General features: G+C 51.6%; 25 protein-coding genes. 11 read left to right on the forward strand and 14 right to left on the reverse strand.

Going from position 1 to position 24,161, the window contains the following annotated elements:
* Nucleotides 1-31: 31 nt before the first annotated feature.
* The 3 genes from ACYVC2_RS19450 to ACYVC2_RS19460 all read left to right on the forward strand — a co-directional run bounded on the left by ACYVC2_RS19450 (nucleotide 32) and on the right by ACYVC2_RS19460 (nucleotide 1,909).
* Complete coding sequence (locus ACYVC2_RS19450) at nucleotides 32-247, forward strand: type II toxin-antitoxin system VapB family antitoxin (RefSeq protein WP_461104779.1); 216 nt, start codon at nucleotides 32-34, stop codon at nucleotides 245-247.
* Complete coding sequence (gene vapC, locus ACYVC2_RS19455; RefSeq protein ID WP_461104781.1) at nucleotides 244-639, forward strand: type II toxin-antitoxin system VapC family toxin; 396 nt, start codon at nucleotides 244-246, stop codon at nucleotides 637-639. The genes ACYVC2_RS19450 and vapC overlap by 4 nt, the downstream gene beginning before the upstream one ends.
* An 82-nt stretch (nucleotides 640-721) precedes the next feature.
* Nucleotides 722-1,909, forward strand: a complete 1,188-nt coding sequence (locus ACYVC2_RS19460) for a phosphoglycerate kinase (protein WP_461104783.1) — start codon at nucleotides 722-724, stop codon at nucleotides 1,907-1,909.
* Nucleotides 1,910-2,033: 124 nt separating this feature from the next.
* Here ACYVC2_RS19460 and ACYVC2_RS19465 read toward each other — a convergent pair whose 3' ends face one another.
* The 4 genes from ACYVC2_RS19465 to ACYVC2_RS19480 all read right to left on the reverse strand — a co-directional run bounded on the left by ACYVC2_RS19465 (nucleotide 2,034) and on the right by ACYVC2_RS19480 (nucleotide 6,479).
* On the reverse strand, nucleotides 2,034-2,834 hold the full coding sequence (locus ACYVC2_RS19465; RefSeq protein WP_461104785.1) for an SDR family oxidoreductase: 801 nt from the start codon (nucleotides 2,832-2,834) through the stop codon (nucleotides 2,034-2,036).
* A 111-nt stretch (nucleotides 2,835-2,945) separates the two neighbouring features.
* Nucleotides 2,946-4,442 (reverse strand): tetratricopeptide repeat protein, encoded by a 1,497-nt coding sequence (locus tag ACYVC2_RS19470; RefSeq protein ID WP_461104787.1) that lies wholly within the window; start codon nucleotides 4,440-4,442, stop codon nucleotides 2,946-2,948.
* A gap of 33 nt (nucleotides 4,443-4,475) precedes the next feature.
* Nucleotides 4,476-5,231, reverse strand: coding sequence for a zinc ribbon domain-containing protein (locus ACYVC2_RS19475; protein WP_461104789.1), 756 nt, complete (start codon nucleotides 5,229-5,231; stop codon nucleotides 4,476-4,478).
* 150 nt (nucleotides 5,232-5,381) lie between these two features.
* Entirely contained in the window at nucleotides 5,382-6,479 is a 1,098-nt protein-coding gene (locus tag ACYVC2_RS19480; protein WP_461104791.1) for a Nif3-like dinuclear metal center hexameric protein, read from the reverse strand.
* 639 nt (nucleotides 6,480-7,118) lie between these two features.
* Here ACYVC2_RS19480 and ACYVC2_RS19485 point away from each other — a divergent pair.
* Both ACYVC2_RS19485 and ACYVC2_RS19490 read left to right on the forward strand, forming a co-directional pair.
* Nucleotides 7,119-7,331, forward strand: coding sequence for a hypothetical protein (locus ACYVC2_RS19485; protein ID WP_461104793.1), 213 nt, complete (start codon nucleotides 7,119-7,121; stop codon nucleotides 7,329-7,331).
* 44 nt (nucleotides 7,332-7,375) lie between these two features.
* On the forward strand, nucleotides 7,376-7,807 hold the full coding sequence (locus tag ACYVC2_RS19490) for a hypothetical protein (RefSeq protein WP_461104795.1): 432 nt from the start codon (nucleotides 7,376-7,378) through the stop codon (nucleotides 7,805-7,807).
* 135 nt (nucleotides 7,808-7,942) lie between these two features.
* On the opposite strand, the gene ACYVC2_RS19495 is transcribed toward ACYVC2_RS19490, so the two are convergent.
* The 8 genes from ACYVC2_RS19495 to ACYVC2_RS19530 all read right to left on the reverse strand — a co-directional run bounded on the left by ACYVC2_RS19495 (nucleotide 7,943) and on the right by ACYVC2_RS19530 (nucleotide 17,366).
* On the reverse strand, nucleotides 7,943-9,100 hold the full coding sequence (locus ACYVC2_RS19495) for an aldose epimerase family protein (protein ID WP_461104797.1): 1,158 nt from the start codon (nucleotides 9,098-9,100) through the stop codon (nucleotides 7,943-7,945).
* A 219-nt stretch (nucleotides 9,101-9,319) separates the two neighbouring features.
* The gene (locus ACYVC2_RS19500; RefSeq protein WP_461104799.1) at nucleotides 9,320-10,018 is read right to left on the reverse strand and encodes an L-ribulose-5-phosphate 4-epimerase; all 699 of its coding nucleotides are present in this window, start codon (nucleotides 10,016-10,018) and stop codon (nucleotides 9,320-9,322) included.
* A gap of 86 nt (nucleotides 10,019-10,104) precedes the next feature.
* Entirely contained in the window at nucleotides 10,105-11,649 is a 1,545-nt protein-coding gene (locus ACYVC2_RS19505) for an alpha-N-arabinofuranosidase (RefSeq protein ID WP_461104801.1), read from the reverse strand.
* Nucleotides 11,650-11,708: 59 nt separating this feature from the next.
* The gene (araA, locus tag ACYVC2_RS19510) at nucleotides 11,709-13,199 is read right to left on the reverse strand and encodes an L-arabinose isomerase (RefSeq protein WP_461104803.1); all 1,491 of its coding nucleotides are present in this window, start codon (nucleotides 13,197-13,199) and stop codon (nucleotides 11,709-11,711) included.
* Between the two features lie 100 nt (nucleotides 13,200-13,299).
* Nucleotides 13,300-14,940, reverse strand: a complete 1,641-nt coding sequence (locus ACYVC2_RS19515) for a ribulokinase (protein WP_461104805.1) — start codon at nucleotides 14,938-14,940, stop codon at nucleotides 13,300-13,302.
* Between the two features lie 310 nt (nucleotides 14,941-15,250).
* Nucleotides 15,251-15,679: a response regulator gene (locus ACYVC2_RS19520; RefSeq protein ID WP_461104807.1), complete on the reverse strand. Its 429-nt coding sequence runs from the start codon at nucleotides 15,677-15,679 to the stop codon at nucleotides 15,251-15,253.
* A gap of 318 nt (nucleotides 15,680-15,997) precedes the next feature.
* Nucleotides 15,998-16,423 carry a response regulator gene (locus tag ACYVC2_RS19525; RefSeq protein ID WP_461104809.1) on the reverse strand — a complete coding sequence of 142 codons (426 nt, stop codon included), beginning with the start codon at nucleotides 16,421-16,423 and terminating at the stop codon, nucleotides 15,998-16,000.
* A gap of 241 nt (nucleotides 16,424-16,664) precedes the next feature.
* Nucleotides 16,665-17,366: an NUDIX hydrolase gene (locus ACYVC2_RS19530; protein ID WP_461107194.1), complete on the reverse strand. Its 702-nt coding sequence runs from the start codon at nucleotides 17,364-17,366 to the stop codon at nucleotides 16,665-16,667.
* A 232-nt stretch (nucleotides 17,367-17,598) separates the two neighbouring features.
* Here ACYVC2_RS19530 and dtd point away from each other — a divergent pair, with 232 nt between their 5' ends.
* The 6 genes from dtd to ACYVC2_RS19560 all read left to right on the forward strand — a co-directional run bounded on the left by dtd (nucleotide 17,599) and on the right by ACYVC2_RS19560 (nucleotide 22,792).
* The gene (gene dtd, locus ACYVC2_RS19535; RefSeq protein WP_461104811.1) at nucleotides 17,599-18,051 is read left to right on the forward strand and encodes a D-aminoacyl-tRNA deacylase; all 453 of its coding nucleotides are present in this window, start codon (nucleotides 17,599-17,601) and stop codon (nucleotides 18,049-18,051) included.
* A gap of 96 nt (nucleotides 18,052-18,147) precedes the next feature.
* On the forward strand, nucleotides 18,148-18,789 hold the full coding sequence (locus ACYVC2_RS19540) for an O-methyltransferase (protein ID WP_461104813.1): 642 nt from the start codon (nucleotides 18,148-18,150) through the stop codon (nucleotides 18,787-18,789).
* A 38-nt stretch (nucleotides 18,790-18,827) separates the two neighbouring features.
* A complete protein-coding gene (locus ACYVC2_RS19545) occupies nucleotides 18,828-21,317 on the forward strand; it encodes a LysM peptidoglycan-binding domain-containing protein (protein WP_461104815.1) in 2,490 nt (829 codons plus the stop codon).
* A 126-nt stretch (nucleotides 21,318-21,443) separates the two neighbouring features.
* A complete protein-coding gene (locus ACYVC2_RS19550; protein ID WP_461104817.1) occupies nucleotides 21,444-22,013 on the forward strand; it encodes a DUF3109 family protein in 570 nt (189 codons plus the stop codon).
* Nucleotides 22,014-22,090: 77 nt separating this feature from the next.
* Nucleotides 22,091-22,423, forward strand: coding sequence for an MGMT family protein (locus ACYVC2_RS19555; protein WP_461104819.1), 333 nt, complete (start codon nucleotides 22,091-22,093; stop codon nucleotides 22,421-22,423).
* A gap of 99 nt (nucleotides 22,424-22,522) precedes the next feature.
* Nucleotides 22,523-22,792, forward strand: coding sequence for a hypothetical protein (locus tag ACYVC2_RS19560; protein ID WP_461104821.1), 270 nt, complete (start codon nucleotides 22,523-22,525; stop codon nucleotides 22,790-22,792).
* A gap of 173 nt (nucleotides 22,793-22,965) precedes the next feature.
* Here the strand turns inward: ACYVC2_RS19560 and ACYVC2_RS19565 are convergent, their stop codons facing one another.
* A complete protein-coding gene (locus ACYVC2_RS19565; protein ID WP_461104823.1) occupies nucleotides 22,966-23,514 on the reverse strand; it encodes an NADPH-dependent FMN reductase in 549 nt (182 codons plus the stop codon).
* 19 nt (nucleotides 23,515-23,533) lie between these two features.
* The gene (locus ACYVC2_RS19570) at nucleotides 23,534-24,100 is read right to left on the reverse strand and encodes a precorrin-2 dehydrogenase/sirohydrochlorin ferrochelatase family protein (protein ID WP_461104825.1); all 567 of its coding nucleotides are present in this window, start codon (nucleotides 24,098-24,100) and stop codon (nucleotides 23,534-23,536) included.
* Nucleotides 24,101-24,161 lie beyond the last annotated feature (61 nt).

Raw genomic sequence — 24,161 nt, forward strand, 5'->3', positions numbered from 1 at the left:
GTTATTTTTGTGTATGAAAATTCTTTCAACTATGCGCACGAATATTGATATTAATGATGGATTGCTTGAGAAGGCCTTAAAAATGAGCAAATTGAAAACGAAAAAGGCTGTTGTTGAACTGGCTTTGCAGGAATACATCAATACAATGCGCCGTAGAGATTTGTTGTCTTTACGGGGAAAAGTTCAGTGGGATGGAGACCTGGAACAGATGCGAACTGACAACGCTCCTAATGAGTGGGGCCAATGATTATTGATTCATCAGTATGGATAGATTTTTTCCGCGATGTTCGGAACGCACAGACGGATTTAGTTGCTGAGCTACTGATGACCAAAGCGGTATTATACATGACAGCTACGGTTTTGCAGGAGGTTTTGCAGGGTGTGCATACGGATAGCCAGTTTGAACAAATAAGGGAGGACTTGCTAGCCTGTGTGATGTTAAAACTTGACCCCATTGAAGCGGCTGTCGAAGCGGCCCAATTATACCGCGCACTCCGGAAAAAAGGCATCACCATCCGTAAGCCAAACGATTGCCTGATTGCGCATTACGCTATTTTCTACAACGTCCCCGTGCTGCATAACGACGCCGATTTCGATCAGATCGCCCGTTTTACGCCCCTGCGAATCGCGAATCCGTAAGCGCTGGTACGAAACTTCCCGCTCGCGTCTGCCGAAAAACCGCTAAGTTTGGTCCCGAAAACCAACGACCATACGCAGTCGCATGAAAACAGTAGATTCCTTCAACTTTGCCGGAAAGAAAGCCCTCGTGCGGGTGGATTTCAACGTGCCCCTCGACAAGGCATTTAACATCACAGACGACACCCGGATCAAGGCTACCATCCCGACCGTGCTGAAAATCGTGAACGACGGGGGTTCGGCTATTCTGATGTCGCACCTGGGCCGCCCGAAAGGAGGACCCGAAGAAAAATATTCGCTGAAACACCTGCTTCCCGCGCTGAAAGAAGCGTTTGGGCGCGACGTGAAATTCGCGGATGACTGCATCGGTCAGTCGGCTATCGACCAGGCCGCCAGCCTGCAACCCGGCGAAATTCTGCTGCTCGAAAACCTGCGTTTTTACAAAGAAGAAGAAAAAGGCGACGTGGCGTTTGCCGAAAAACTCGCCAAACTCGGCGACGTTTGGGTAAATGATGCCTTCGGAACCGCACACCGTGCACACGCCAGCACGGCCGTGATGGGGCAGTTCTTCACCGACCGCGTGGCGGGTTACGTCATGCAGGCCGAACTGGATAACGCCAAAAAGATTCTGGAAAATGCCGAACGGCCTTTTACCGCTATCATGGGAGGGGCTAAAATTTCCGATAAAATCCTGATCATCGAGAAATTGCTCGACAAAGTCGATAACCTGATCATCGGCGGGGGCATGACTTATACCTTCACGAAAGCGCAGGGTGGCCAGATCGGTAAATCGCTGCTGGAAGCAGATAAGCAGGACCTGGCGCTCGAATTGCTGAAAAAAGCCGAGGAAAAAGGCGTGAAGATTTACATGCCGGTCGATAACGTCTGCGCAGATGCTTTCTCAAACGACGCTAATCGGCAAATAGTGGCTACCGGTCAGATTCCCGATGACTGGGAAGGACTGGATATCGGTCCGGAGACGATCAAACAGTTTACGGACGTGGTGCTACAATCGAAAACGATTCTCTGGAATGGGCCGATGGGTGTGTTTGAGTTCGAAAATTTTGCCACCGGCACTAACGCCATTGCCGAAGCGGTCGTGAAAGCAACGGAAGAGAACGGGGCTTTCTCGCTTATCGGTGGTGGTGATTCGGCTTCGGCCATCAACCAGGCCGGTTTCGGCGACCGCGTCAGCTACGTATCGACCGGGGGAGGTGCCCTGCTCGAATACATGGAAGGCAAAACCCTGCCGGGCGTGGCTGCGCTGGAATAAATAGAGTTGCCAAACGTATGACCCAGCCGGGATCAGATAGGTATAGTCGGACATGCCTGCTATGCCTATCTGATCCCGGCTGGGTCATGTTCTATTCCCCGCTTTATTATTTGTTTGCTACGAGTTACATCTTGTAATGATTCCGAATCATACGCTCGTAAACGCTCGTGGGAAGAAGGCGCTTTAACAGCACCGAGAATTTTTCCAGTGGTTTTCCCACCCGATACGATCGCTCGACCTGGGGCGACTGCATGATTTTCTCCACCAACGGACCGAATACATCCGGCTCAAGGCCCTGACTGACACTTTCATCGATCAGCTCATACGTTCGGTCAAACGTCGCTTTATATATACTATCGGTAGGCAGCGACACCCGCAGCCTGTTTTTATTGATATCCGTTTGAACACCGCCGGGTTGGATGTAACAGGCCTGAACACCAAACGGAGTCAATTCTAACCGCAGCGCTTCGGTCAGTCGATCGACGGCAGCTTTGCTGGCGCTGTAAGCACCCCGGTAGGGTAGTCCCGCTTCGGCCGCAATTGAGCTGATGTTGATAATCAGGCCTGACTTTTTCGCACGCATGCTGGGCAACACCGCCTGAATGGTTCGGATAACCCCCAAGACGTTGGTGTCGAAAACCCGCTGTACATCGCTGATGGACAAGGCTTCGATGGGTGCCGCGATGCCTAATCCGGCATTGTTGATCAGCACATCGAGCCGACCCTGCTCCTGCAGAATTCTCCCAACGGCCTTCTGAATACTTTCATCGCTGCACACATCCACATCCAGGGTACGGAAGGGTTTGGCTTGTTGTTCAATGGTTCGGGACGTACCATAAACGATGTGGCCCCGCTGAGCCAGGTAAGTCGCTATATGCTCGCCTAAGCCGGTCGACGCGCCCGTAATCAGTATAATCTTCGACATGCTATTCGTGGTAAACGCTTTTGAGAAGCCGACACGAAGGTAGTGCCTGGCGGTACAAGATGACAAGCCAGCGCCTAAACTGGAAAAATTGTTTTGCGGCAGCAAGGTTCTTCACAACTGGCTCAGAGCCGCTTTGGCTTTGTTGTCGACACTGTTTTTATACTCATGGTGCTTAACGCTGAGGGCTTTTTCAAAGAACGATCGGGCGCGTGTCCGCTCTTTTTTCTGCTGATAAATAAATCCTAGCTGCAAAGCGGCTGTTGCGCCGAAAGAAAGCTGATCTGGTTCGCTAAGCGTAAGCGCCCGGCTAAGGTAGGGAATGGCCGCGTCTGGGTCGTTCCGGCGCTGAAAGATGCGGCCCATGCGGTAATTATATTCCGCTTTTTCGGCGGTACCGGAAAACGTCGTTTCTGAATATGGGCGCAGGTATGCCAGCGCGCTATCTGTAAACCCGCCATCGGAGGCCAGCCGGGCGCGCATCAGAACTTTGGCATTCGGCGATACGCCTTTCTTCAGGTAAGCTTCTGCAAACTTCTGAGCCGCTTTATCCGATTCGACCGTAGTGCGGCCTACGCTTGTAACTTTTTGCAGGAGCGGCCGCCATGTTTCCGTCGGTTCATTGGCCAGCCAATGGCAAAGAAACAGTTTGTAATACGAATCTTTCAGAAAATTCTGCCCCCGGTAGTTAGTCAGAAATTGCTGGAAATGACTGCTGGCGGGGTTGTATTCCCCTTTTTGTAAGTAAATATCGCCCAGGATGTTGTCGATGATGGGCAGCGGCAGATACGCTTTGTCGCGGGGCCGACTGTTGAGGTAAGCCAGCGCCTGTTCGCTATGCCCATTTTTCTGTTCGATGGTTGCCCCGAAAAAATGAAGCAGCAGATTGTCCGGATTCGCTTTGACCAGTTTTTGTAAGGTTTGCCCGTCGGCATCGGTAAACGTCAGGACGTAAGCCCGGACCATCAACTCGATCAACTGGGCTTCGAGCCCGAAGGTGGCGTCGTGTTGGGCACGCTGTAATTCCTGCAGACCTTGGCTTACATTGCCGTGGAGGCCCAGCAGGTTGGCAACCCAGCCGTAATTTTCGGGCACCGAGCCAATCATGACGTGCAACGTGCCCAGCGATTTATACGTTGGTAGAAAGTCCGGAAAGCGTTTCTGGTTCTCCGCCAGTAGCTTAAAAGCGCGAATAACATCCCAGCTCGCACTGATCTCCCGGCCGAATTTCAATTTTGCAAACGCCCAGTGTAACCGAACTTCGGCCTGAATGACCCGTTTCCAGGGGGAGGTGTCGTCTAGCTGCTTCAGGGCATCGAGCCGGTCCTCTTCCCGATCGCTGAGCAATGCAAACGCCCGATCGTCGTCGGAGGTGACAAGCGTCAGCATGTCGATGTAATCATCGACAAAAATGCGGATGCCATTGGGGCCCGGCTGGCGACCAACCAGTTGCTGAGCCGGCTGAACGCTGAGTTTTTGCAGGTCGGTATAGGCTCGCTGCAAGCCCGGTGTCCAGCTAAAGTCCTGCGCAAAGGTGAACCCGGACGTGTAAAGAAGAAAAAACAAAAACACCGGGTTGAAACCCGGTGCCGTTGCAAAAAAACGTTTCATAGCCTGCACTAGTCAGAGTGTAGTCTGTTGTGGCTACCGACCACGACCCACTGGCGCTGGTTCGGGAACCCCTTCGACGTCGGCCAGAATGCGACCACAGTGTTCGCAGACGATAATTTTCTTTTTGTCTTTGATATCAGCCTGACGCTGCGGAGGAACGACGTTGAAACAACCGCCACAGGCTCCGCGTTTGACGGTCACCACGGCCAGCCCGTTCAGGGCATTCCCACGAATTTTGTTATAGGAGTTCAACAGACGGGTCTCGATGGTCGTAGCCTGTTCGTCCCGCTGCCGGATGATCTCTTTTTCTTCTTCCTGGCTTTCCGACGTAATCTGATCCAGTTCCTGTTTTTTGGCTTTCAGATCCTCCCGCCGTTCGTTCAGGGCTGCCTGGGTGCTTTTGATTTCTTCCTCTTTGCCCCGAACCCGAAACTGCGCTTCGTTGGCACGTTTCTCCACCAGCTCGATTTCGAGCGACTGTAGTTCGATTTCTTTCGAAATGGCGTCGAATTCACGGTTGTTCCGCACGTTCATCTGCTGATCTTTGTATTTGGTGATCAGCTTCTCGGCATCTTTTTTGGCCACCCGATTGCGTTCGATGTCTTCCTCCAGGGTCTTGATTTCAGTCTGGAATTTGCCAATGCGTGTTTCGAAGCCAGCGATATCGTCCTCCAGATCGCGGACTTCTTCGGGCAGACCTCCGCGAATTTTAATGAGTTCGTCTAATTGAGAATCAAGGGATTGCAGTTTCAGAAGAGCGTCTAATTTTTGCGCAATCGTAAGTTCCATTCGGAAGTTGGTTAATATAAAAATGGATAATGAATAATGAATGATGTATAATGAACGTAGTCAACACATAACTTAGTCTATTATGTGATTGACAGCCAGCGGGTTATTAATGGCCGTTGGCGTTGTACATCATTCATTATCCATTTTTCATTAAAAGTACCGAACCGGATTTGTGTTGGTTTCGGCTAAAATTACCGCAAAAGTAGTAAATTTTTTTGCCAAAAGCTGGAAAATCAACTCTTTCGTAAAGACCTCACTTTCATAGTGCCCTATATCGCAAATGCCGATGCGACCATCTGCGTCGAAAAACTCGTGGTATTTATAATCGGCCGTAACGAACACGTCGGCCCCGGACCGGATTGCGTCGGGCAGCAAAAAGCTGCCCACTCCTCCGCAGACGGCTACCCGCTGGATGGGTCGGTTAGGGAGGGGTGTATATCGAATCAGGTTCAGATTCATGCTCTTTTTCAGGTAAGATAACCAGTCTACGGGCGCCATTGGCTCGACCAGTTCACCTACGGCTCCCGAGCCAACTTCCTGATTCTGATTGTCTAAAGGTGCCAGATAATACGCGACTTCTTCGTAAGGATGGGCCTGCCGGAGGGCCATCAGGACCTGCCCCTGCTGATGCGTCGGCAGGATAACCTCGACACGGTTTTCGGTTTCTTCGTGGTATGCGCCAACTTCCCCGATGGTGGGGTTCGTTCCTTCGCCGGGCTGATAAGTTCCGGTTCCTTCAACCCGGAAACTACAGTTTTTATACGCGCCAATCTGCCCGGCCCCGGCGGCATAAAGGGCGTCCAGCACCCGTTGGGTAGCTGATACGGGCACAAACGTCGTGAGCTTCGTCAGGACCTGGGTTTTAGGAGTCAGTACCCGGACTTGTTGGAGAGACAGTTTCTCCGCAATCTTGAAATTGACCCCGCCGGCCACATTGTCTAAATTGGTATGAGCTGCGTAAAGAGCTACATCGTTTTTGATGGCTTTGATCACGGTTCGTTCAACGTAGGTTTTGCCATTCAGCTTCTTCAGTCCCTTAAACACAATCGGATGATGCGCTACAATGACATTACAACCTTTGACAATGGCTTCATCGACAACCGCTTCAGTAGCGTCGAGTGTTACCAGAACCCCTTTGATTTCGGCTGAAGGATCCCCGACGATCAGCCCGGCATTGTCGTACGATTCCTGGTAAGCCAGGGGAGCCAGGGTTTCGAGGTAGGCAGTTAGATGGCGTATTTGGAGCATGGCTGCGTAAACGTAGATACGATTGAACTTGTGGCTGCAAAATAAGTGGCTTTGTCAGATATAACCGGCTCGGCGTCGATCGATTCCTGGTCCGGTTCATGCTGTTACCAGCTTACCTCCCTAGCGGTTGGCTTGCCAGCATATTTAGAGAAATTTTTACGCCAACTACAGAATTTTAAGTTTAAATTTTTGGACTGATTACTAATTTAATATAGCTACTTGCGCCATTTTTTCGAATGAACAAATTCATTCTCCCAGCACCTTCATCGCTGCATTTGGGCAGTGGGCTCATCGGGAGCGGTAATCAGGCCAGAAAAGAGATGTAAATTGATAATCAGTCGTTCTTTGGAACTATATGCGATTGCTTAAACGTGTACATCGGTTTAAAAACTAATGGGTTTTCTTGGGCTTTATGTACATTCGTGCCATAGGACAGCTTAAAAAGTCACTGATTTTTAATTAACAAAAAGGGATTTCTTATAAAGTCTGGTATTTAGTCATACTTTCGGGAGAATAAATTGGTGCTATTCGTTGAAGGATAAATTTTTCATATTTGCAAAAAAATAGAAACAGGGTTAAACCCTTTTATGGGAAGAGGGTCCTACTACGGAAGAAAGAAGCTAAGCAGAAACACACCGTATGTACAAAATCTTACTTTTACTGGTTGTTAGCCTGAGCGCTCTGTTCGCTTTTATAGGCTATTGTGCTGTACTGATCGACTGGATTCAGGATTTTGTCGGGGGCATTTATAAAGAACATCTTTTCGAAGTGCTTTTTGAAACGGCCGGATTAGCCGTTTATACATACCTCGGCATTCGATTTTTTAACCGAAATTTGGGCTCGTTTCGTTAAACGGCAACCGCTGATACGGAGCCGTTGGATTTGATCGTATGTATATGTTCATACAGAAATATAAAAGTGCTGTTTGCTGGATTTTGATAGCCGTATCTTTCGCCTGTCAGGATAAAAAACAATCCGCCGAAAATACACCTACTCCCGATGCCGTTCGGGATCTGCTCATCGATAGATCTTTCTGGAACAGAACCCCAGCCGACTCGGCGCACAAGGAGCTTGTCAATACGCATCGGCTGACCATTACCAACACATCTCATGACTATGCTTATCGGCAAATCGAAGTTCGATTCGATTATTACGATCGGAATCAGCATCGAATTGACTCCGCCATGCATGTTGTGAATCGGACCATCGAACCAAGGGCGGCCATAACCATTGGCGCTCTGAAACTGAATCCGGCTAAGGAAGCAACTGCAACCGCTACGGCTACCATTGTCAAAGCCGTAGCGGAGAGCCCGAGTGTCACTCAATAGCTGAGTAGGGGGGTGGAAACCCGCGAGTGCTAGTGACTAATCACGAGTTTCCACCCACGCTATTAATAAGCCAGTGCGTCCCGATTCAGCTAGTTTAATTGCTTGAACCGGGACGCACTGGCTTGTTGAAAGCGCTTATTTCTTCGTTGAAAACTGGTAGACCGTTGTGCTTTTGTAAGTCTGGCCGGGTTTGAGCGTGGTGGTCGGGAAGGCTGGCTGGTTCGGCGAATCGGGGTAGTGCTCGGTTTCCAGGCAAAGGGCATAGCGCTTTTTGTAGGGGAATCCCTCCCGCCCGGTCACTGACCCGTCCAGAAAATTACCGGTATAGAACTGAATGGCCGGCTCCGTCGTACGGACGTTCAGTACACGGCCGCTGGTGGGCTCATAAACGGTAGCCGCCTGTTTCGGCGACTCGGCGGATTCGTTGATTACCCAGGCATGGTCGTACCCACCGCCGTATTTGATTTGTGTATCGGTCGAGTCGTTGATGCGTGAACCGATAACCGTCGGCCTGGTGAAATCGAAGGGCGTATTGGCAACGGGTTCGAGCTTGCCTGTCGGAATCAGGGTTTCATCGACGGGGATAAACCGGTCGGCGTTGAGGGTCAGGACATGGTCGAGCACATCGCGTTTAGCCCCACCCGTGAGGTTAAAATACGTATGGTTCGTCAGGTTTACCACCGTCGGTTTATCGGTCGTAGCCTGGTAGTCGATCCGAAGGGCGTTGTCTTTCTGCAGGGTATAGGTCACTTCCACCGATAGGTTTCCGGGATACCCTTCTTCGCCATCTTTCGAAGTGTAGTTCAGTTTAAGTGCCGGTTCATCGCCTTCAACGGGTGTGGCGGTCCAGAGTACTTTATCGAAGCCGACAGTGCCGCCATGGAGGTGATTGCCCATGTTGTTGGTAACGAGCGTGTAGTTTTTTCCGTCGAGCGTAAACTTACCTTTGGCAATCCGATTCCCGTACCGGCCAATCAGGGCGCCAAAGTAGGGGTTGTTTTTCACGTAGCTCGATAGCGAGTCGAAGCCCAGGGTTACATCCTCGAATTTTCCGTTTCGGTCGGGCGCGGTCAGCGCAACGAGAAGGCCACCATAATTAGTAATTTGGGCCGTCATACCCGACGCATTCTGTAGCGTGTATAAATCCGCCGTCTGGCCAGTGGGAAGCTGCCCGTACGGTGCTTTTTCAATACCGGGTTTTTGCTCGGTCGTTTCTTTTTTGGAGGTACAGGAATTCATAACAAGGCAGCCCGACAGCAGAGCCAGTGACAGAAGTTGAGGCAGTAATTTCATGAATTATTGCGGGTTGGGGAATAAACAGATGAAGTACAGGCATTCATAGATGAGCCTATACTCGCTCAAAGCTATACATTATCGGGTAGGCCTACAACGATATCGCGGGTTAAGCCACAACATATTCAGGAAGCGGGGCCAAACGGTTAAGTCGGCCCGGTCGTGATACCTTTAGGCTACCAGGCTACCAGGCAGATGATAAATAATTTAATTCACTCGTCAGCACCCCTGGCCATAATAGGCGTCTTTGCCATGTTTACGCTCGTAGTGTTTTAACCGCAGGGTGTCTTTGATCCGGGGCGTGGCGGCATTGATTTGCAGTGTCAGGTAGGCCATGCGCGCCACTTCTTCCAGAACGGCGGAGTTATAAACGGCTTTTTCGGCCGTTTTTCCCCAGGTGAACGGACCGTGGTTTTGCAGCAGTACCATCTCCATTTCGCTATAAGACAAGCCTTTTTCGGCAAATACGTTGAAGATCTGATTGCCGGTCTCGTGTTCATAGTCGCCCTGAATCATCTCGTCGGTCAGGGCTGGCGCGCAGGGAATGTCCTGGTGTGTATGGTCAGCATGGGTGGTGCCGAAGATAGGAATGTCCAGACCCGCCTGCGACCAGGCTACGGCGTAGGTACTGTGGGTGTGCGAAATGCCCCCGATCTTGTCCCAGGTTTTGTAGAGCAGTGCGTGGGTTTTGGTGTCCGATGAGGGGCGCATAGACCCGTCGACCACCTTCGCATCGTAGTCGCAGATGACGATATCGGTGGCTTTTAGGTGTTCATACGGTACACCGCTGGGTTTGATGGCAAACACGCCCCGTTCGCGGTCAACAGCGCTGACGTTGCCAAAGGTAAACAACACCAGCCCCAGCTTCGGGAGCTGCATGTTTGCTTCATAGCATTCTTCTCTGAGTGACTGATACATGATTGACTGTTGAATGATAGATTGATTGAATGGCAGATTGAGCAAATAGTTTCATACATTCTCTCATTCAATCAATCAAAATTATGTCATTGCAATTCCAGCACTACCACCGATACCGGCGGTAGGGTTACGGCCAGATTATCGCCGGACAGTTTGGCACCGGTAAAGGCCACGGGTTTGATTTTGGCCGGATTCTCGAACGTATTGTGATCGTGTACACTGGCCGATGTGAGCAAACGACCGGTCAGGCCCGTTGCCTTCAGTCCTTTCAGATCGACGGATATGTTCTGTGGTTTTTTGGGGTCAATGTTCACCAGCGAGACGTGTACTTTGCCCGATTTATCGCGTGAAGCCGATACCGACACGGCCGGCAGCTTTTCCTTGTCCAGTTCGAAATCATCCGATTTGACCGATACGGGCAGCATCGTTGCATCCTGATGAACGTTGTACATTTCCAGCACATGGTAGGTAGGTGTCAGGATCATTTTGTCGCCTTTGGTCAAAATGACCGATTGCAGCACGTTGATGGCCTGGGCCAGGTTAGCCATGCGCACCCGTTCGCAATGTTTGTGGAAAATGTTGAGGGTCGCACCCGCCAGCACCGCATCGCGCATGGTATTCTGCTGATACAGGAACCCCGGATTCGTACCCGGCTCGACATTGTACCAGCCGCCCCATTCGTCGACAATCAGCGCTATTTTTTTCTCTGGATCGTATTTATCCATCACAGCCGAATGTTTCTCGATCAGTTCGTCCATCAACAGCGCCTGTTGCATGGTTTTGAAATACTCCTGATCCGTAAACGCCGTGGCCGATCCCTTCTTGCCTTCGCCCCACGACAGTACCGAATAATGGTGCATGGCCAACCCTTCCATGAGCGAACTGGGTATATTTTTCATGAGCGTTTCAGTCCAGGTGTAGTCGTTATCGCTGGCTCCCGACGCAATCCGAAACATCTTCTGGTTACCCACCTGCGTGTTCATGAAAGTGCTGTACTGCCGATAGATATTGGCATAGTAATCGGGTTTCATGTTGCCGCCACATCCCCAGGCCTCGTTGCCCACACCCCAATAGCGAACCAGCCAGGGCTTTTCGCGTCCGTTTTGCTGACGCAGGTTCGACATGGGGCTGTTCTTGCCGAAGTTTACGTACTGCACCCATTCGCTCAGATCCTGAACCGTACCACTGCCGACGTTTCCGGCCAGATAGGGCTCAGTGCCCAGCAACTCGCACATGTTCAGGAAATCGTGCGTACCGAAGCTGTTGTCTTCCGTCACTCCACCCCACCAGGTATTGACAATTTTAGGGCGTTTGGCTTTGGGGCCGATACCGTCTTTCCAGTGGTAGGTATCGGCAAAACAACCGCCGGGCCAGCGCAGGTTGGGTATTTTAAGCTTTTTGAGCGCCGTCACTACATCCAGTCGAACGCCGTTCTTGTTCGGGATTTTCGTGTTGTTGTCGCCAACGTAAAAGCCGTCGTATATGCACCGGCCCAGGTGTTCCGCAAAATGGCCGTAGATGTGTCGGCTGATGACGAATTTACCTTCATCGGCGTTGATCGTCACTTTGTTCTGGGCCGTGGCGAGCAGGCTGCAACTGGCCAGCAGTAGGGTTAGAAAACGTTTTTTCATGGAAAGGGTAGGGTATACTTTGTCATGACTCCGGCCGGAGTCATGACAAAAATGAATGATTACCGATAAGCCGCTTCGCTCCAGCGCAGTTCGTTTTTCAACTGGCGCAGGTTGGTGTTCCGATCGATGACCACCAGTTCGACGCCGAACAGATCCGCAAAATCGTCGATATGCTCGGTGGTCAGGTTCTGGCTGTAGACGGTGTGGTGGGCGCCACCGGCCAGAATCCAGGCCGCACAACCGGTTTGCATATCGGGCAGGGGTTTCCAGATGGCGCGCGCTACCGGCAGTTTAGGAAGCGCTTCGGGCACCTCGACAGCCTCCACCTCGTTGACCAGCAGCCGGAACCGATTGCCCATATCGATCAACGATACATTGATAGCAGGACCCGCCGGTGCGTTGAAAACCAGCCGAACCGGATCGGCCTTGCCGCCAATACCCAGCGGATGAATTTCGCAGGTAGGCTTGTCGGCGGCTATCGACGGACAGATTTCGAGCATGTGCGAACCCAGCACAAGCGGATTCGACGGGTCGAAATGGTAGGTGTAATCTTCCATAAACGAGTTGCCCCCGGGCAAACCTGCTGCCATCACTTTCAGCGTACGTACCATCGCCGAGGTTTTCCAGTCGCCCTCACCGCCGAACCCATACCCGTCGGCCATCAGGCGCTGTGAGGCAATCCCCGGCAGTTGCGTCATGCCATGCAGATCCTCGAACGTGTCGGTATAAGCCGAGAAATTGCCGTCTTTCAGAAAAGCCCGAAGTCCGATCTCGATCTTGGCCGCGTCGCGCAGGGAATTATGTTGCGCTCCGCCTTTGCGAAGCGACTCCATCAGCGTGTAGCTGTCGGCGTATTCGGCAACCAACCGGTCAATTTCGGCGTCGGTAACCTGATCGATCACCGCCACCAGATCGCCGATACCATGGGTGTTCACCGACATACCGAAGGTCATTTCGGCAGCGACTTTATCGCCGTCCGTTACGGCTACCTGCCGCATGTTATCGCCAAAGCGAACAACTTTCATCGTCTTTAGTTCGTAGGCTGCTACCGCCACCCGCGCCCAGCCTGCAATCTTCTGTACCACATCGTCCTGCTGCCAGAAGCCGACGACCACTTTCCGGCTTAATCGCATCCGCGACATGATGAACCCAAATTCGCGGTCGCCGTGGGCCGACTGGTTGAGGTTCATGAAATCCATGTCGATGTCCCCCCAGGGGATATCCCGGTTAAACTGGGTATGGAGGTGAAGCATGGGCTTCTTCAGCACGCTCAGACCCCGAATCCACATCTTGGCGGGCGAAAAAGTATGCATCCAGGTAATGATGCCGATGCAGTTTGGGGCAACGTTCGCTTCCTGACAGATCGCGTAGATTTCGTCCGGCGTTTTCACCACAGGCTTGAACACAACCCGCACCGGCACCTGGGGCGATTTATCGAAAAAATCGGCGATGATGGCGGAGTGTGCATCGACCTGTTTCAGGGTTTCTTCGCCGTATAAATGCTGGCTGCCGGTGATGAACCAGACTTCGTACTGTTTCAAATTAAGCATGATACATTTTGTCATTTATTGGTCATTTGGTTGTCATTTAATCGTTCATATCGCTTCCACAACGAACGACCATTAATGACGCGCAGCAAATGACTAAAGATTATCTGGATTGGCCTTCTATAAATTCGCCCAGACTCAGGTACTTCTGGTACAGGACTTCGTAAGTAGCGGCCTGTGCCGAACGGGGGGAATAATCGGCATCGAAGCCGGACCCCATCGCTTTCTGAGCAGCTTCCATAGTCGGGTGAACGCCGGCCGCTACGGCTGCGCACATAGCTGCTCCCAAGGCACAAGCCTGGTCGGCGCGGGCAACCTGAATGGGCATGTTCAGCACATCGGCCAGGGTTTGCATCACAAAGGGCGACTTTTTGGCGACCCCGCCGATTGCAATCACTTTTTTGATAGGAACCCCTTCTTCAAGGAACCGATCGACAATTCGGCGGGAGCCGAAAGCCGTTGCTTCGACCAGCGCTTTAAAAATCCGGGGGGCGTCGGTTCCGAGATTCAGTCCTGCTATGGCGGCCTTGAGCGTGTGGTTCGCATCGGGCGTCCGGCGACCATTGATCCAGTCCAGGGCAATCGGATCGGTAGCGGTAACCGGCAATTGAGCTGCCTGCGTAGACAGGTGCGGAATCAGCTGACGGCTCAGGGTGTTGGCGGCTTCTTCGCCCAGTAATTCGCGTACGGGATTGGTGATCAAGCTGGCAAACCAGGCATAAACATCGCCGAAAGCCGATTGGCCCGCTTCCAGTCCCAGCATACCCGGTGCTACCGAACCGTCGACCTGCCCACAGATTCCCCGGATGAGCCGATGTCCAATCTCGTCGTTGGGGGCCATCAGGATATCGCATGTGGAGGTGCCGATGATCCGGACAAAGGCGTAGGGCTCAATTTCGGCACCGATGGCGCCCATGTGCGCATCGAACGCGCCGACACCCACAACCACGTCGGGCGATAGGCCCAGTTTCGCGGCCCAGTCCGGAGAAAGCGTACCCATCGACTGATCGGCCGTGTAGGTATCGGTAAAGAGCCGATCGCGCAGCCCACTCAGGAGCGGGTCGAGCCGGGTTAAAAATTCGTCCGAAGGTAGTCCGTTGAACTCGCTGTGCCAGAGCGCTTTATGGCCGGCTGCACAACGCGAGCGTCGTAGAGTCAATGGATCGGTGTGACCGGTCAGCACCGCCGATATCCAGTCGCAGTGTTCGACCCACGAAAAAGCGTGCTGCCGAACCGCTTCGTCGACGCGCAGGGTTCGCAGCATTTTCGCCCAGAACCATTCCGAGGAGTAAATACCGCCGACGTATTTGGTATAATCGACATCCCAGTGGTGGGCTAGCTTATTGATTTCTTCCGCTTCCTGATTGGCTGTATGGTCCTTCCAGAGAATGAACATGCCGTTTGGATTGTCGGCGAAATCGGGCCGTAGCGCCAGTGGAAGCCCCGTTTCATCGACCGGGCCGGGTGTAGAGCCCGTAGTGTCGATAGAAATACCGACGATCTGTTGCCGCACATCGTCGGGGGCCTGGGCGAGCGCGCCCGTAATAGAGGCTTCCAGCCCTTCGAGGTAGTCGAGTGGATGCTGACGGAACTGCGAGGTGGCGGGGTTGCAATAAAGCCCTTGTTTCCAGCGCGTATATTCGTGAACATGCGTTCCGACGGCTGCGCCCGTCTGTGTATCGACAACCAGTGCTCTGACTGAATCGCTCCCAAAATCAACACCGATAACGTATCGAGTATTCATAATGTATACTGCTGTATCAAGCAGAAATTCGATCTGTTAACAAGTTAGGAGATTACCGAAAATTAGCTATTTCGGAGAATAGTGTTTAGTTGACACAATATTACTTTGTTATTGTGCTTTTTTTACGAGAAATAGTAATAATTTTTTTATCGATAGACTATTTGTCTGGATAACTGGTTTATGGACAGGTATTTAGTCTCAGGCGGTTCTAACCTCCCTGGTATTCACATAAGGTATAGCCTTACAGGCTGATCTGATTGTCAGCAAGCCGGTAATAGGCAGGAAAGAACAGGTCTTCAGACTAGTAGGATCAAAAGCTGTTTGGGTGCAGGCAGGACTGCCAGTAGGTAATAATCAGGTGAATCTGAGCTTTGAACTCCTGAAACTCCTGCGCTTTGATATGGAACCCCTGAATTGTGGTTTCATATGCCTGCCTGACCTGATCGGGGCTAGCGGCCGTCGTGTAAAAAAGAAACGGAATCGATTTCTGACGCAGGTAATCACTGCGGTTAATCTGACGACGGAGGTCGAGCCCGCTCATGCGGGGCATAGAGAAGTCGCACAGAATCAGCAGCGGTTTTTCATCCGTGGTTTCCAAATAATCCAACGCTTGTTGACCGCTTCCGAAAAAGTGAATTTTGTTCGTGAATGTTAACTCCCTGACCGCTCGTTCGAACAAAAATTGATCATCCTCATCATCATCAATGTAAACAATTGGTCCATCCGTTAAACTGATCATAAGTTCGGTTGAGAAAAACAAAGACCGCCAGACGGACTGGCGTACCTAACAAAAAGCCACATTTAAGCAGCTCAACAGAAGAGGTTTATAGGGAGGAGTAAAGTTGTAGTGATGATAACTGGCCTGGTTACTTAACTGTTCAAATTATTTATCCACTGTCTGGGGGCTTGTAGCAAACGCTGGGGGATGTTCATTCGAACGGAGCCGACTGTGATTAACGATGCCAGCCGGCTATTTAAAAAATCAGTAGCCAATCGTTTACAAGCGTGACTTGTAATATACTTATAGTTGGTTTTTCCTCTAAAAATTTACTACTGATCAATTTGTCCGGCGGGTCGGAATTTTAGCCAGATTGAACCAGTACAAGCGAACTTGTTCGGCCAGGTCGACCAGCGCTTTATGATCGATGGGTTTGGTCAGAAATGTATTAGCCCCCAGCCTGTAAGCCCGATTGATATCCTGCTCGTCGGAGGAAGTTGTCAGAATGACGACGGGTATGTGTTGGTAATGGGGGGAATTTTTCAAATGTTTGAGCACCTCAAATCCATCGATGACTGGCATATTTAGATCCAGCAGAATCAGATCGGGCAGAAACAGTGGCGTTTCGATACTTTCCAGTACATCGGTGCCGTCTGTGGCAAACCGTAAATTATACAGGGCGGAATCCCTTTGGAAAGCGGTTTTGATTAAGAACTGATCATCCTCGTCATCATCAACAATCAGTACGTTAAACGTTGTTCTCATTAACCAGTGTAAGGTATTGAGTAACCTATTTTTTTATAGGTTCGTTATATATGGCTAAAATACGCAAATAAGTGTTTCTGAGATTGTTTCGACGATCTATAAAAGGCGAAAGCTGCTTATTGATCCCTCAATCATCCGGGTAAGCACTTTCTTTGGTCCGAAAAAACAGGCAACGTCTGAGAAAAGACAGGCTGGAGCCGCAAAAGTCCGGGGTAGTCGGCTACGTTGCTGGGCGGAGCTCTCAGGATAAAGTCAATTCCGGGAAGAAGCTAACGTAATCGGTTAAATACTGCTGATATTTATCGGCATTTAGCCGGTAAAGCTGCCCTTTTTTAGTCACCGAGTTGGTGTCTTTCTCGCCAGTATTGATGAGCAGGTCGGTCGACAGGATTTTTCGGCTGAAATTCCGCCGGTCGAGTTGGGTACTGTAAATAGCCTCGTACACCTTCTGAAGCTGTGGAATGGTAAATTTCTCAGGCATCAGTTCGAACCCGATCGCGTGCAGGGCTGCTTTATAACGGAGTTGACGCAATGCCTGCTCAACCATCACGTCGTGGTCGAAAATTAGTTTGGGTTTATCGTTCAGGCTGATCCAGTAGGCATTGTGGGCTTTGATGGCATTCGGGTCCTGTTGCTGGCTGTTGACCAGCGCGTAATACACCACCGAAATTGTCCGCTCGACAGGGTCCCGCCGAACAGCCCCGAATGTCTGCAACTGTTCGAGATAGTGGTTGGTCAGACCTGTCAGGTTATATAGAATCCGTTGGGCGGCATCTTCCAGGTCTTCATTTTCGTTCAAAAAACCACCCATCAGCGACCATTTCCCAAACTCAGGCTCAAAGTTGCGTTTGATGAGCAGCAACTTCAGTTCTTCGCCATCGAAACCGAAGATGATACAGTCGAGAGCAACAAGGATGCGAGTGGAGTGCGTATAATGAACCATAAGGAGCGGAGCAAAACCGATCGCGAATAGGAAAAATCGCGTTTGCATACCATAATTACAGAAAAAGTTGTTCATACGTCCCCGAGCGAAGCAAATTTTTTTGCTTCTGCGGTGTAGGGCCGTTCTCCACCTGCCTCAAAGTTTAAAACAGGATGCGCGCAAACGTTGACTTGAGGATGCAGATAAGCCCGATACATCCTATTTTTGACAGTTCATTTATCATTTCAATGCTATGATCGCCGTTGTTCAGCGTGTTACGCAGGCATCCGTTACCATCCACAATCAGGTGAAAGGCCAGATCGGAGCCGGGTTTTTAGTATTAGTAGGCATTACGCATACCGATACGCGCGAAGACGTAGATTGGCTCAGCAAAAAAATCGTCGGGTTGCGGGTGTTTGGCGACGACGCGGGCAAAATGAACCTCGATCTGGTCGCAATAAACGGTAATATTCTGTTAATCAGTCAGTTTACCCTTCATGCCAGTACCAAAAAAGGCAATCGCCCCAGCTTCATCGAGGCTGCCCGGCCGGAGGTGGCCGTACCGCTTTACGAAGCGATGATTGCACAGCTGTCGATCGATCTGGGCAAGCCGGTTCAAACGGGCGAATTTGGGGCCGATATGAAAGTAGAGTTGCTCAATGACGGGCCGGTGACCATATTAATTGACTCAAAAAACCGGATTTAGTGTATTCGATTACCAATTTCTTGTATCTATCCGTTACATTTACTGAAACCAGCCTTTGCCTGTCGAAAATAAACGTTCATACAGGTTAATAGCCGAATGGATTTTTTGCCACCCGACATCAGTGCTTACGCAGAAACGTACACCTCGCCCGAGAGTGCGCTATTGCATCGGCTCAATCGAAACACGCGCGCTCAGGTGATGGCCCCCCGTATGCTGTCGGGGCATATGCAGGGGCGGTTTTTGTCTATGATTGCGTGGATGGTTCGCCCGCGTCGAATTCTCGAAATCGGTACGTATACAGGGTACTCGGCGCTCTGTCTGGCCGAAGGACTAACCGACGATGGCCGGCTTATCACGATCGATCAGAACGAAGAGCTGGAAACCTTTGCCCGCTCGTACTGGGAGCAGTCACCGCTTAATGCTAAAATCGACCTTCGGGTCGGTATAGCTGCCGATATCCTGCCAACGCTCGACGAAACGTTCGATCTGGTGTTTATCGACGCCGACAAGCGCAACCTTTCACGCTATTTCGATTTGATTTTCGATAAACTTCGGCCGGGTGGTTTTATACTGGCCGACAATGTTTTATGGAGTGGCAAAGTGGTTGAATCGCCCAAGCCATCGGATCTGGACACGATAGCGGTGCAGGCATTTAACCAGAAAGTGCAGGACGACGCCCGCGTCGAAAATGTGTTGTTGCCCGTACGAGACGGGATCATGCTAATTCGAAAATTGTAAGTATGATGGATGAAATGACCGCCGTAGCGGTAAGATGTATGAAAAAACAGACCTATTCCTTACTTCTTCTTTTGCTTCTAACGGGTTTCGTTGCGTCGGCGCAAATGAGCCCTCCCACGGTTCCGGAGCGAGTGATGATGGCCGACATATCGGTGCAACTCGACCCCGATGCCCGCCGGATTATCCAGCAGGATGTAAATGCGCTTATGTCCAACCAACAATATTGGCTGGCTAAGCTTGACCGGGTGGTACTGTATTTCCCGATTATCGAATCTATTCTGATCCGGGAAGGTGTTCCCAGCGATTTTAAATACCTGGCCGTGCAGGAAAGCTCCCTGACGCCCGACGCCGTATCGACCTCGTCGGCGGTGGGATACTGGCAGTTTAAGCAGGAAACGGCTCAGGGAAATGGCCTGCGCGTCGACGAAGAAGTCGATGAGCGAAAAAATATTTCGGCCTCGACGAAGGCAGCGGCTACGTACCTCAAAAAAAGCAATGCGCAGTACAACAACTGGGTGGCTTCGCTTTATTCGTATTACCTCGGGGCGGGGGGCATCGCCAAGCTGATTCCGCCGGATTGGGCGTATGCGCGTGAAGTCGCACTCGACGGGCGCACCGACCGGTATATTCTGCGTTTCTTCGCCCACAAGGTCGCCATTGAAAACGCCCTCAAATCGCATCAGACCAGTAACCGCTTTGCCCTGATCGAGTACCCCAACGGGGGTGGAAAAACCATGCGCTCGATTGCGGAAGAGCTGGGTGTGGAAGAATTTGAACTGCGTAAATACAACCGCTGGGTGCTGGGCGAGTCGGTTCCGACCGACAAGGCGTACGTGATGGCTATTCCGGTCGCGAATACGCAGATCAACGATATACGGCAGAAAATTGGCTCGGTGCCGGGTGGGAAAGCGCCGGAACTGGCTCAGAGCGATGTGGGTTTTCCCGTCCTGCGTCGGGTGACGACCAATGCCTCCGGTAAGAATGCGCCGGTTTTATACGAGATCAACGGCTTGCCTGGTATTCAGGCGCAGGCCGGCGACAATGCGTCGTCGCTGGCCCGGAAAGGAAAGATCAGCCTGTCGAGTTTCATGCGCTTCAACGACATGGACGAATCCGATCCGGTCATTGTGAACGACATTTATTATCTGGCAAAAAAGCGGAAAAAAGCGCTCGTGCCATTCCATACCACCCGCGAAGGCGAAACCTCGCGCAGTATTTCGCAACGCTACGGGCTCCGGCTCCGGAAGCTGTTGCGCTTCAACCGCCTGGATCGGGGACAGCAATTGACGGCGGGGCGCGTGATTTGGCTACGGGAAAGACGCCCGGCTAACAAACCGATCGAGATTATCAATGCGCCAACGCCACCGGTCTACGATCCGACGCCTGCACCACCAACGCCTGTTGCATCGCAGGACGTTGCGGCCAACACATCCGCTGGCCGTACCAGCAGCAGACCCGTCAATGGCGCTGATGGCGTTCCCCGGAATGCGTCTGAGCGGAAGCTATATCAGCCTAAATTAGTGGGGGGGGGCATTACACCGAATGATGGTTCCTCGGCTCCGGCCACAGCTCCCACGCCCCCGCCGACTACTTCGAACTCCGTATCGACCAGCCGTCCGGCTCCCACGCCCGCTACGGGAGGTAGCGAGGGGTCGCAGCGGGTTGTCATTGTCCGGGCCGCCGACGCAGATGGCGAAACCAAGACCGTGCCGGTAGCCACAACTCCCGAAGTGGCTGATAAACCAAAACCAGGCGGAGCTGAAGATGGCTGGCGGGTAAATGGTCAGAAAACAGACACCTATGCCCGCAATCGACCGGCAAAATCGCCCGCTACCCCTACGCGTTCTTCCTCAGGCAGCTATGATGGACCCAGTGAGCAACAGGCCGACGGCTCAATTACGACCATGGATACGAAAACGACGGTTCGTCCGGCCGCACCGGTTGTGACAAAAGCTGAAACGCGCCCATCGGTGGCCGTGGTTACACCCGCGCCGGAAAAGGCCGAGAAGAAACCCGCGGAACCTGCGATGACCATGCCGGAAAAGAAACCCGCGCCAGTGGCTACTACCGCTGCGCCCATAACACCGGCAGCTACACCGGCCACCGCTGACCGCGCTGTAACGATGCATACCGTCGGCAAGGGGGAGACGTATTACGGTATTGCCCGCGAGTATGGCTTGACGCTGAACGAACTGCTTGAACTGAACAACCGGACGCTCGATAAGAAACTTGAAGCCGGCCAGCGGCTGAAAGTGCGGGCAAATACGGATAAAATGGCCGCTTCTACCAAAACAGAGCCAGTAGTATCCACAAAGTCTTCGTCGTCGGTCAAAGCGGGGCCGGCTACAAAAGCAGCTTCAGAGCCAGTAACCCCATCGGGCGAAACCTACCATACGGTTGCCAAGGGAGAGAACCTGTTCCGGATTTCTAAACTGTATAATGTGAGCGTTGCCGAACTGCAGGAATGGAATAACCTGACCACCGCTTATGTTCGCGAAGGACAGAAAATCAGGGTCGTCAAGCCGTAAAAAAGCCTCTGTCGTGTTTCACGGAAAAAGCCGCTCATCGAGCGGCTTTTTCCATTGTTCGGGCTATTGTATCTTTACTGTATAATCCGCAGATCGCTGCTGGGCCGGCCAGACTGCACTACTTTTATGATCCTGATTGATAATACCTGCATAAGCGACGATGTCGCTGAAAAATTTTTCGTTTGCAACCTGGACAAATGCAAAGGGGCCTGCTGTGTGGAAGGCGATATGGGCGCTCCGCTGGAAGGCGATGAGCCTGCCATCCTCGACCGAATTTATAAGGATGTAAAGCCCTACCTTTCGCCCGAAGGAATTCGGGTGATCGAACAGAAAGGCGGCTACGAGTCAGACGGTGAAGGCGGTTTTGTCACAAATACGGTTGCAGGACGGGAATGCGTTTATGCCACCTGGAACGACCGGGGAATCCTGAAATGTGGCATTGAAGAAGCGTATAACGAAGGGAAGGTAGACTGGAAAAAACCGATTTCGTGCCATCTTTACCCTATACGGGTGACTAAATACGAATCTTTTCATGCTCTCAACTACGATCGCTGGCCCATCTGTAGCCCGGCCTGTAGTTTCGGCGAACAGTTGAACGTTCCTATCTACAAATTTGTGCGCGAGGCCTTGATTCGGGCTTATGGACAGGAATGGTACAACAAATTGACAGAGGCCATCGAAACCCCTAAAGCCTAAATAATCCGACGCTCAGGTTAACTTGTTATGCAGTAAACATAAAGTGTTTAGTGCCAGCTAAGGAGTGGGTTCGTAGAATGGAACAGCGAGACTATTTTGAAGAAGTTTATGAAGTGGTACGGCTTGTACCGAAAGGGCGAGTGACTACCTACGGCACGATAGCCCGTTATCTGAGCCTGCGGGCGGGTGCGCGTATGGTGGGTTGGGCGATGAACGGTTGCCATAACCGCCCGGATGTACCCGCTCACCGAGTAGTCAACAGCGTCGGTGTCTTGTCAGGAAAACACTTTTTCGGCGGGCCGACCATCATGCAGCAGCTGCTCGAAGACGAAGGCGTTCGGGTAGAAAATGACCGTGTCGCTGATTTTAAGGCCTTATACTGGGACCCGGCCGTTGAACTGACTTTGTAACAACAGGGCGATGGGTTGGATAATATATGGGTTGAGTTTCATATATTGCCGTGGTTAAGTTGCACCTAAATCCACAAGCCCACTCGTATTACGTTTTGGATGAATCCAGAACGAAAACTCGATCAGTTAGAGCCGTTGGTGGCTGAGAGCTTACAGAAAATTGATCGGCTCATTGAGGAGCAGGGCCAGATAGTTAGTGAAGTGGCCAGGATTCCTGAACTTGAGCGAACCGTTGCAATAACGGCCAAAGCGGTCGCCGACCTAAAAGTTTCCACCCAGCGCCGATTTGACGGGTTGACCATTTCCACTCAGCGACGGTTCGATGAGGTAAACCGTCGGTTTGCCGATCTGACTATTTCCTCTCAGTAACAATTTGGTATAATGGAGCATCGGTTCGATGAACTAAGCCGCCAGTTTGTTGACCTGACGGCGTCTACCCAACAGCAATTTGAGGAGTTAAAATCGAATCAGGAAGCTGTCATGCAATACCTGCGAGCGAAGCTTTCTTAAGTTCTTCGGTTTACTTTTCGCAGAAGTGCAACCTAGACAGGCTGGCTGTTTTGCTGAACCGCCTGAACTAATGCATCAACTACGCCACGCAATGCCTGGGTTAACTCCGGATCGGTGACCTGTCCGTCTGCGGCTAGCTTAGTTCGGACAAACGGCACAATCAAAGAAGCCGCTTCGGGCAAATTGGCTGTCAAAATGTTTAGCGTATAAGCCAGCGAAGTGTGTGCCCGGGAGCCACCCATATCGGACGGACTTGCACTGATCACACCAACGGGCTTGTGAACGAATTCACCCGACGAAGCCAGCCAATCCAGCATGTTTTTTAGCACACCCGGCATGCCGTGGATATACTCGGGTGTGCAGATGATCACGGCGTCGCATTTCCGTAGCAACGTACGCAGCTTATTGACCGGCTCAGCCGTATTAGCCGCGTCGCGTTCGGGGCTGAAGGGCGGAATGTTTTCCAGATCGTCATAGAGAGTAACCTGCACAGTAGGAGGGGCCAGTTCGGCCGCGGCCCGTAATAGTGCTGTGTTGGTGGAAGAGGCCCGCAGGCTACCGGAAATGGCAAGAATACGCATGAAAAGGGATAGGACTGTCTTACCGCAACACCTTCGTAATCTCGTTTAGTTTCTCCATCTTCTGGACAAAATCGCCCTTGAGCTGGTTGCGGATGGCTGTCAGGTTATCTAGCGTTTCCTGTAAGCTATCGGGCAGAATGTCTTCGAGCACTTCGCGGAAACGTTTGGCGAAGGTCGGTGATTTGCCGTTAGTGGAAATGGCAATTTTCAAATCACCTTTTTTAACCACCGAACTAAGGTAAAAATCGCACAAGTCAGGCGTGTCGGCAACGTTCACCAGAATCCGCTGCACCTTGCAATCGACCTGTACCTGCTGGTTCACGTTCTTATCGTTGGTACCAGCGATAACCAGGTCTTTATCTGAAAGATGCACGGCATGGTACGGCTCCTGAATCAACTGCACTTTAGGATGGCGGTGAGCCAACTCCCGGATCTCGTCGCGTATAACGGGGGCCAGCAGCGTCACGCGCGCATCTGGCGAGTTGCCCAGTAAAGCCGTAAGCTTTTCGAGTCCGACGTATCCGCCCCCTACGATAAGTACGTGCAGCTTTTCGGCCTTGACGAAAATAGGAAACAGGGTATTCATAAAAGTCGATAGTCGTAAGTTGTCAGGGCATGTACAACGACTTACCCTTCTGACAAACTTA

It is taken from the genome of Spirosoma koreense, assembly GCF_054777875.1.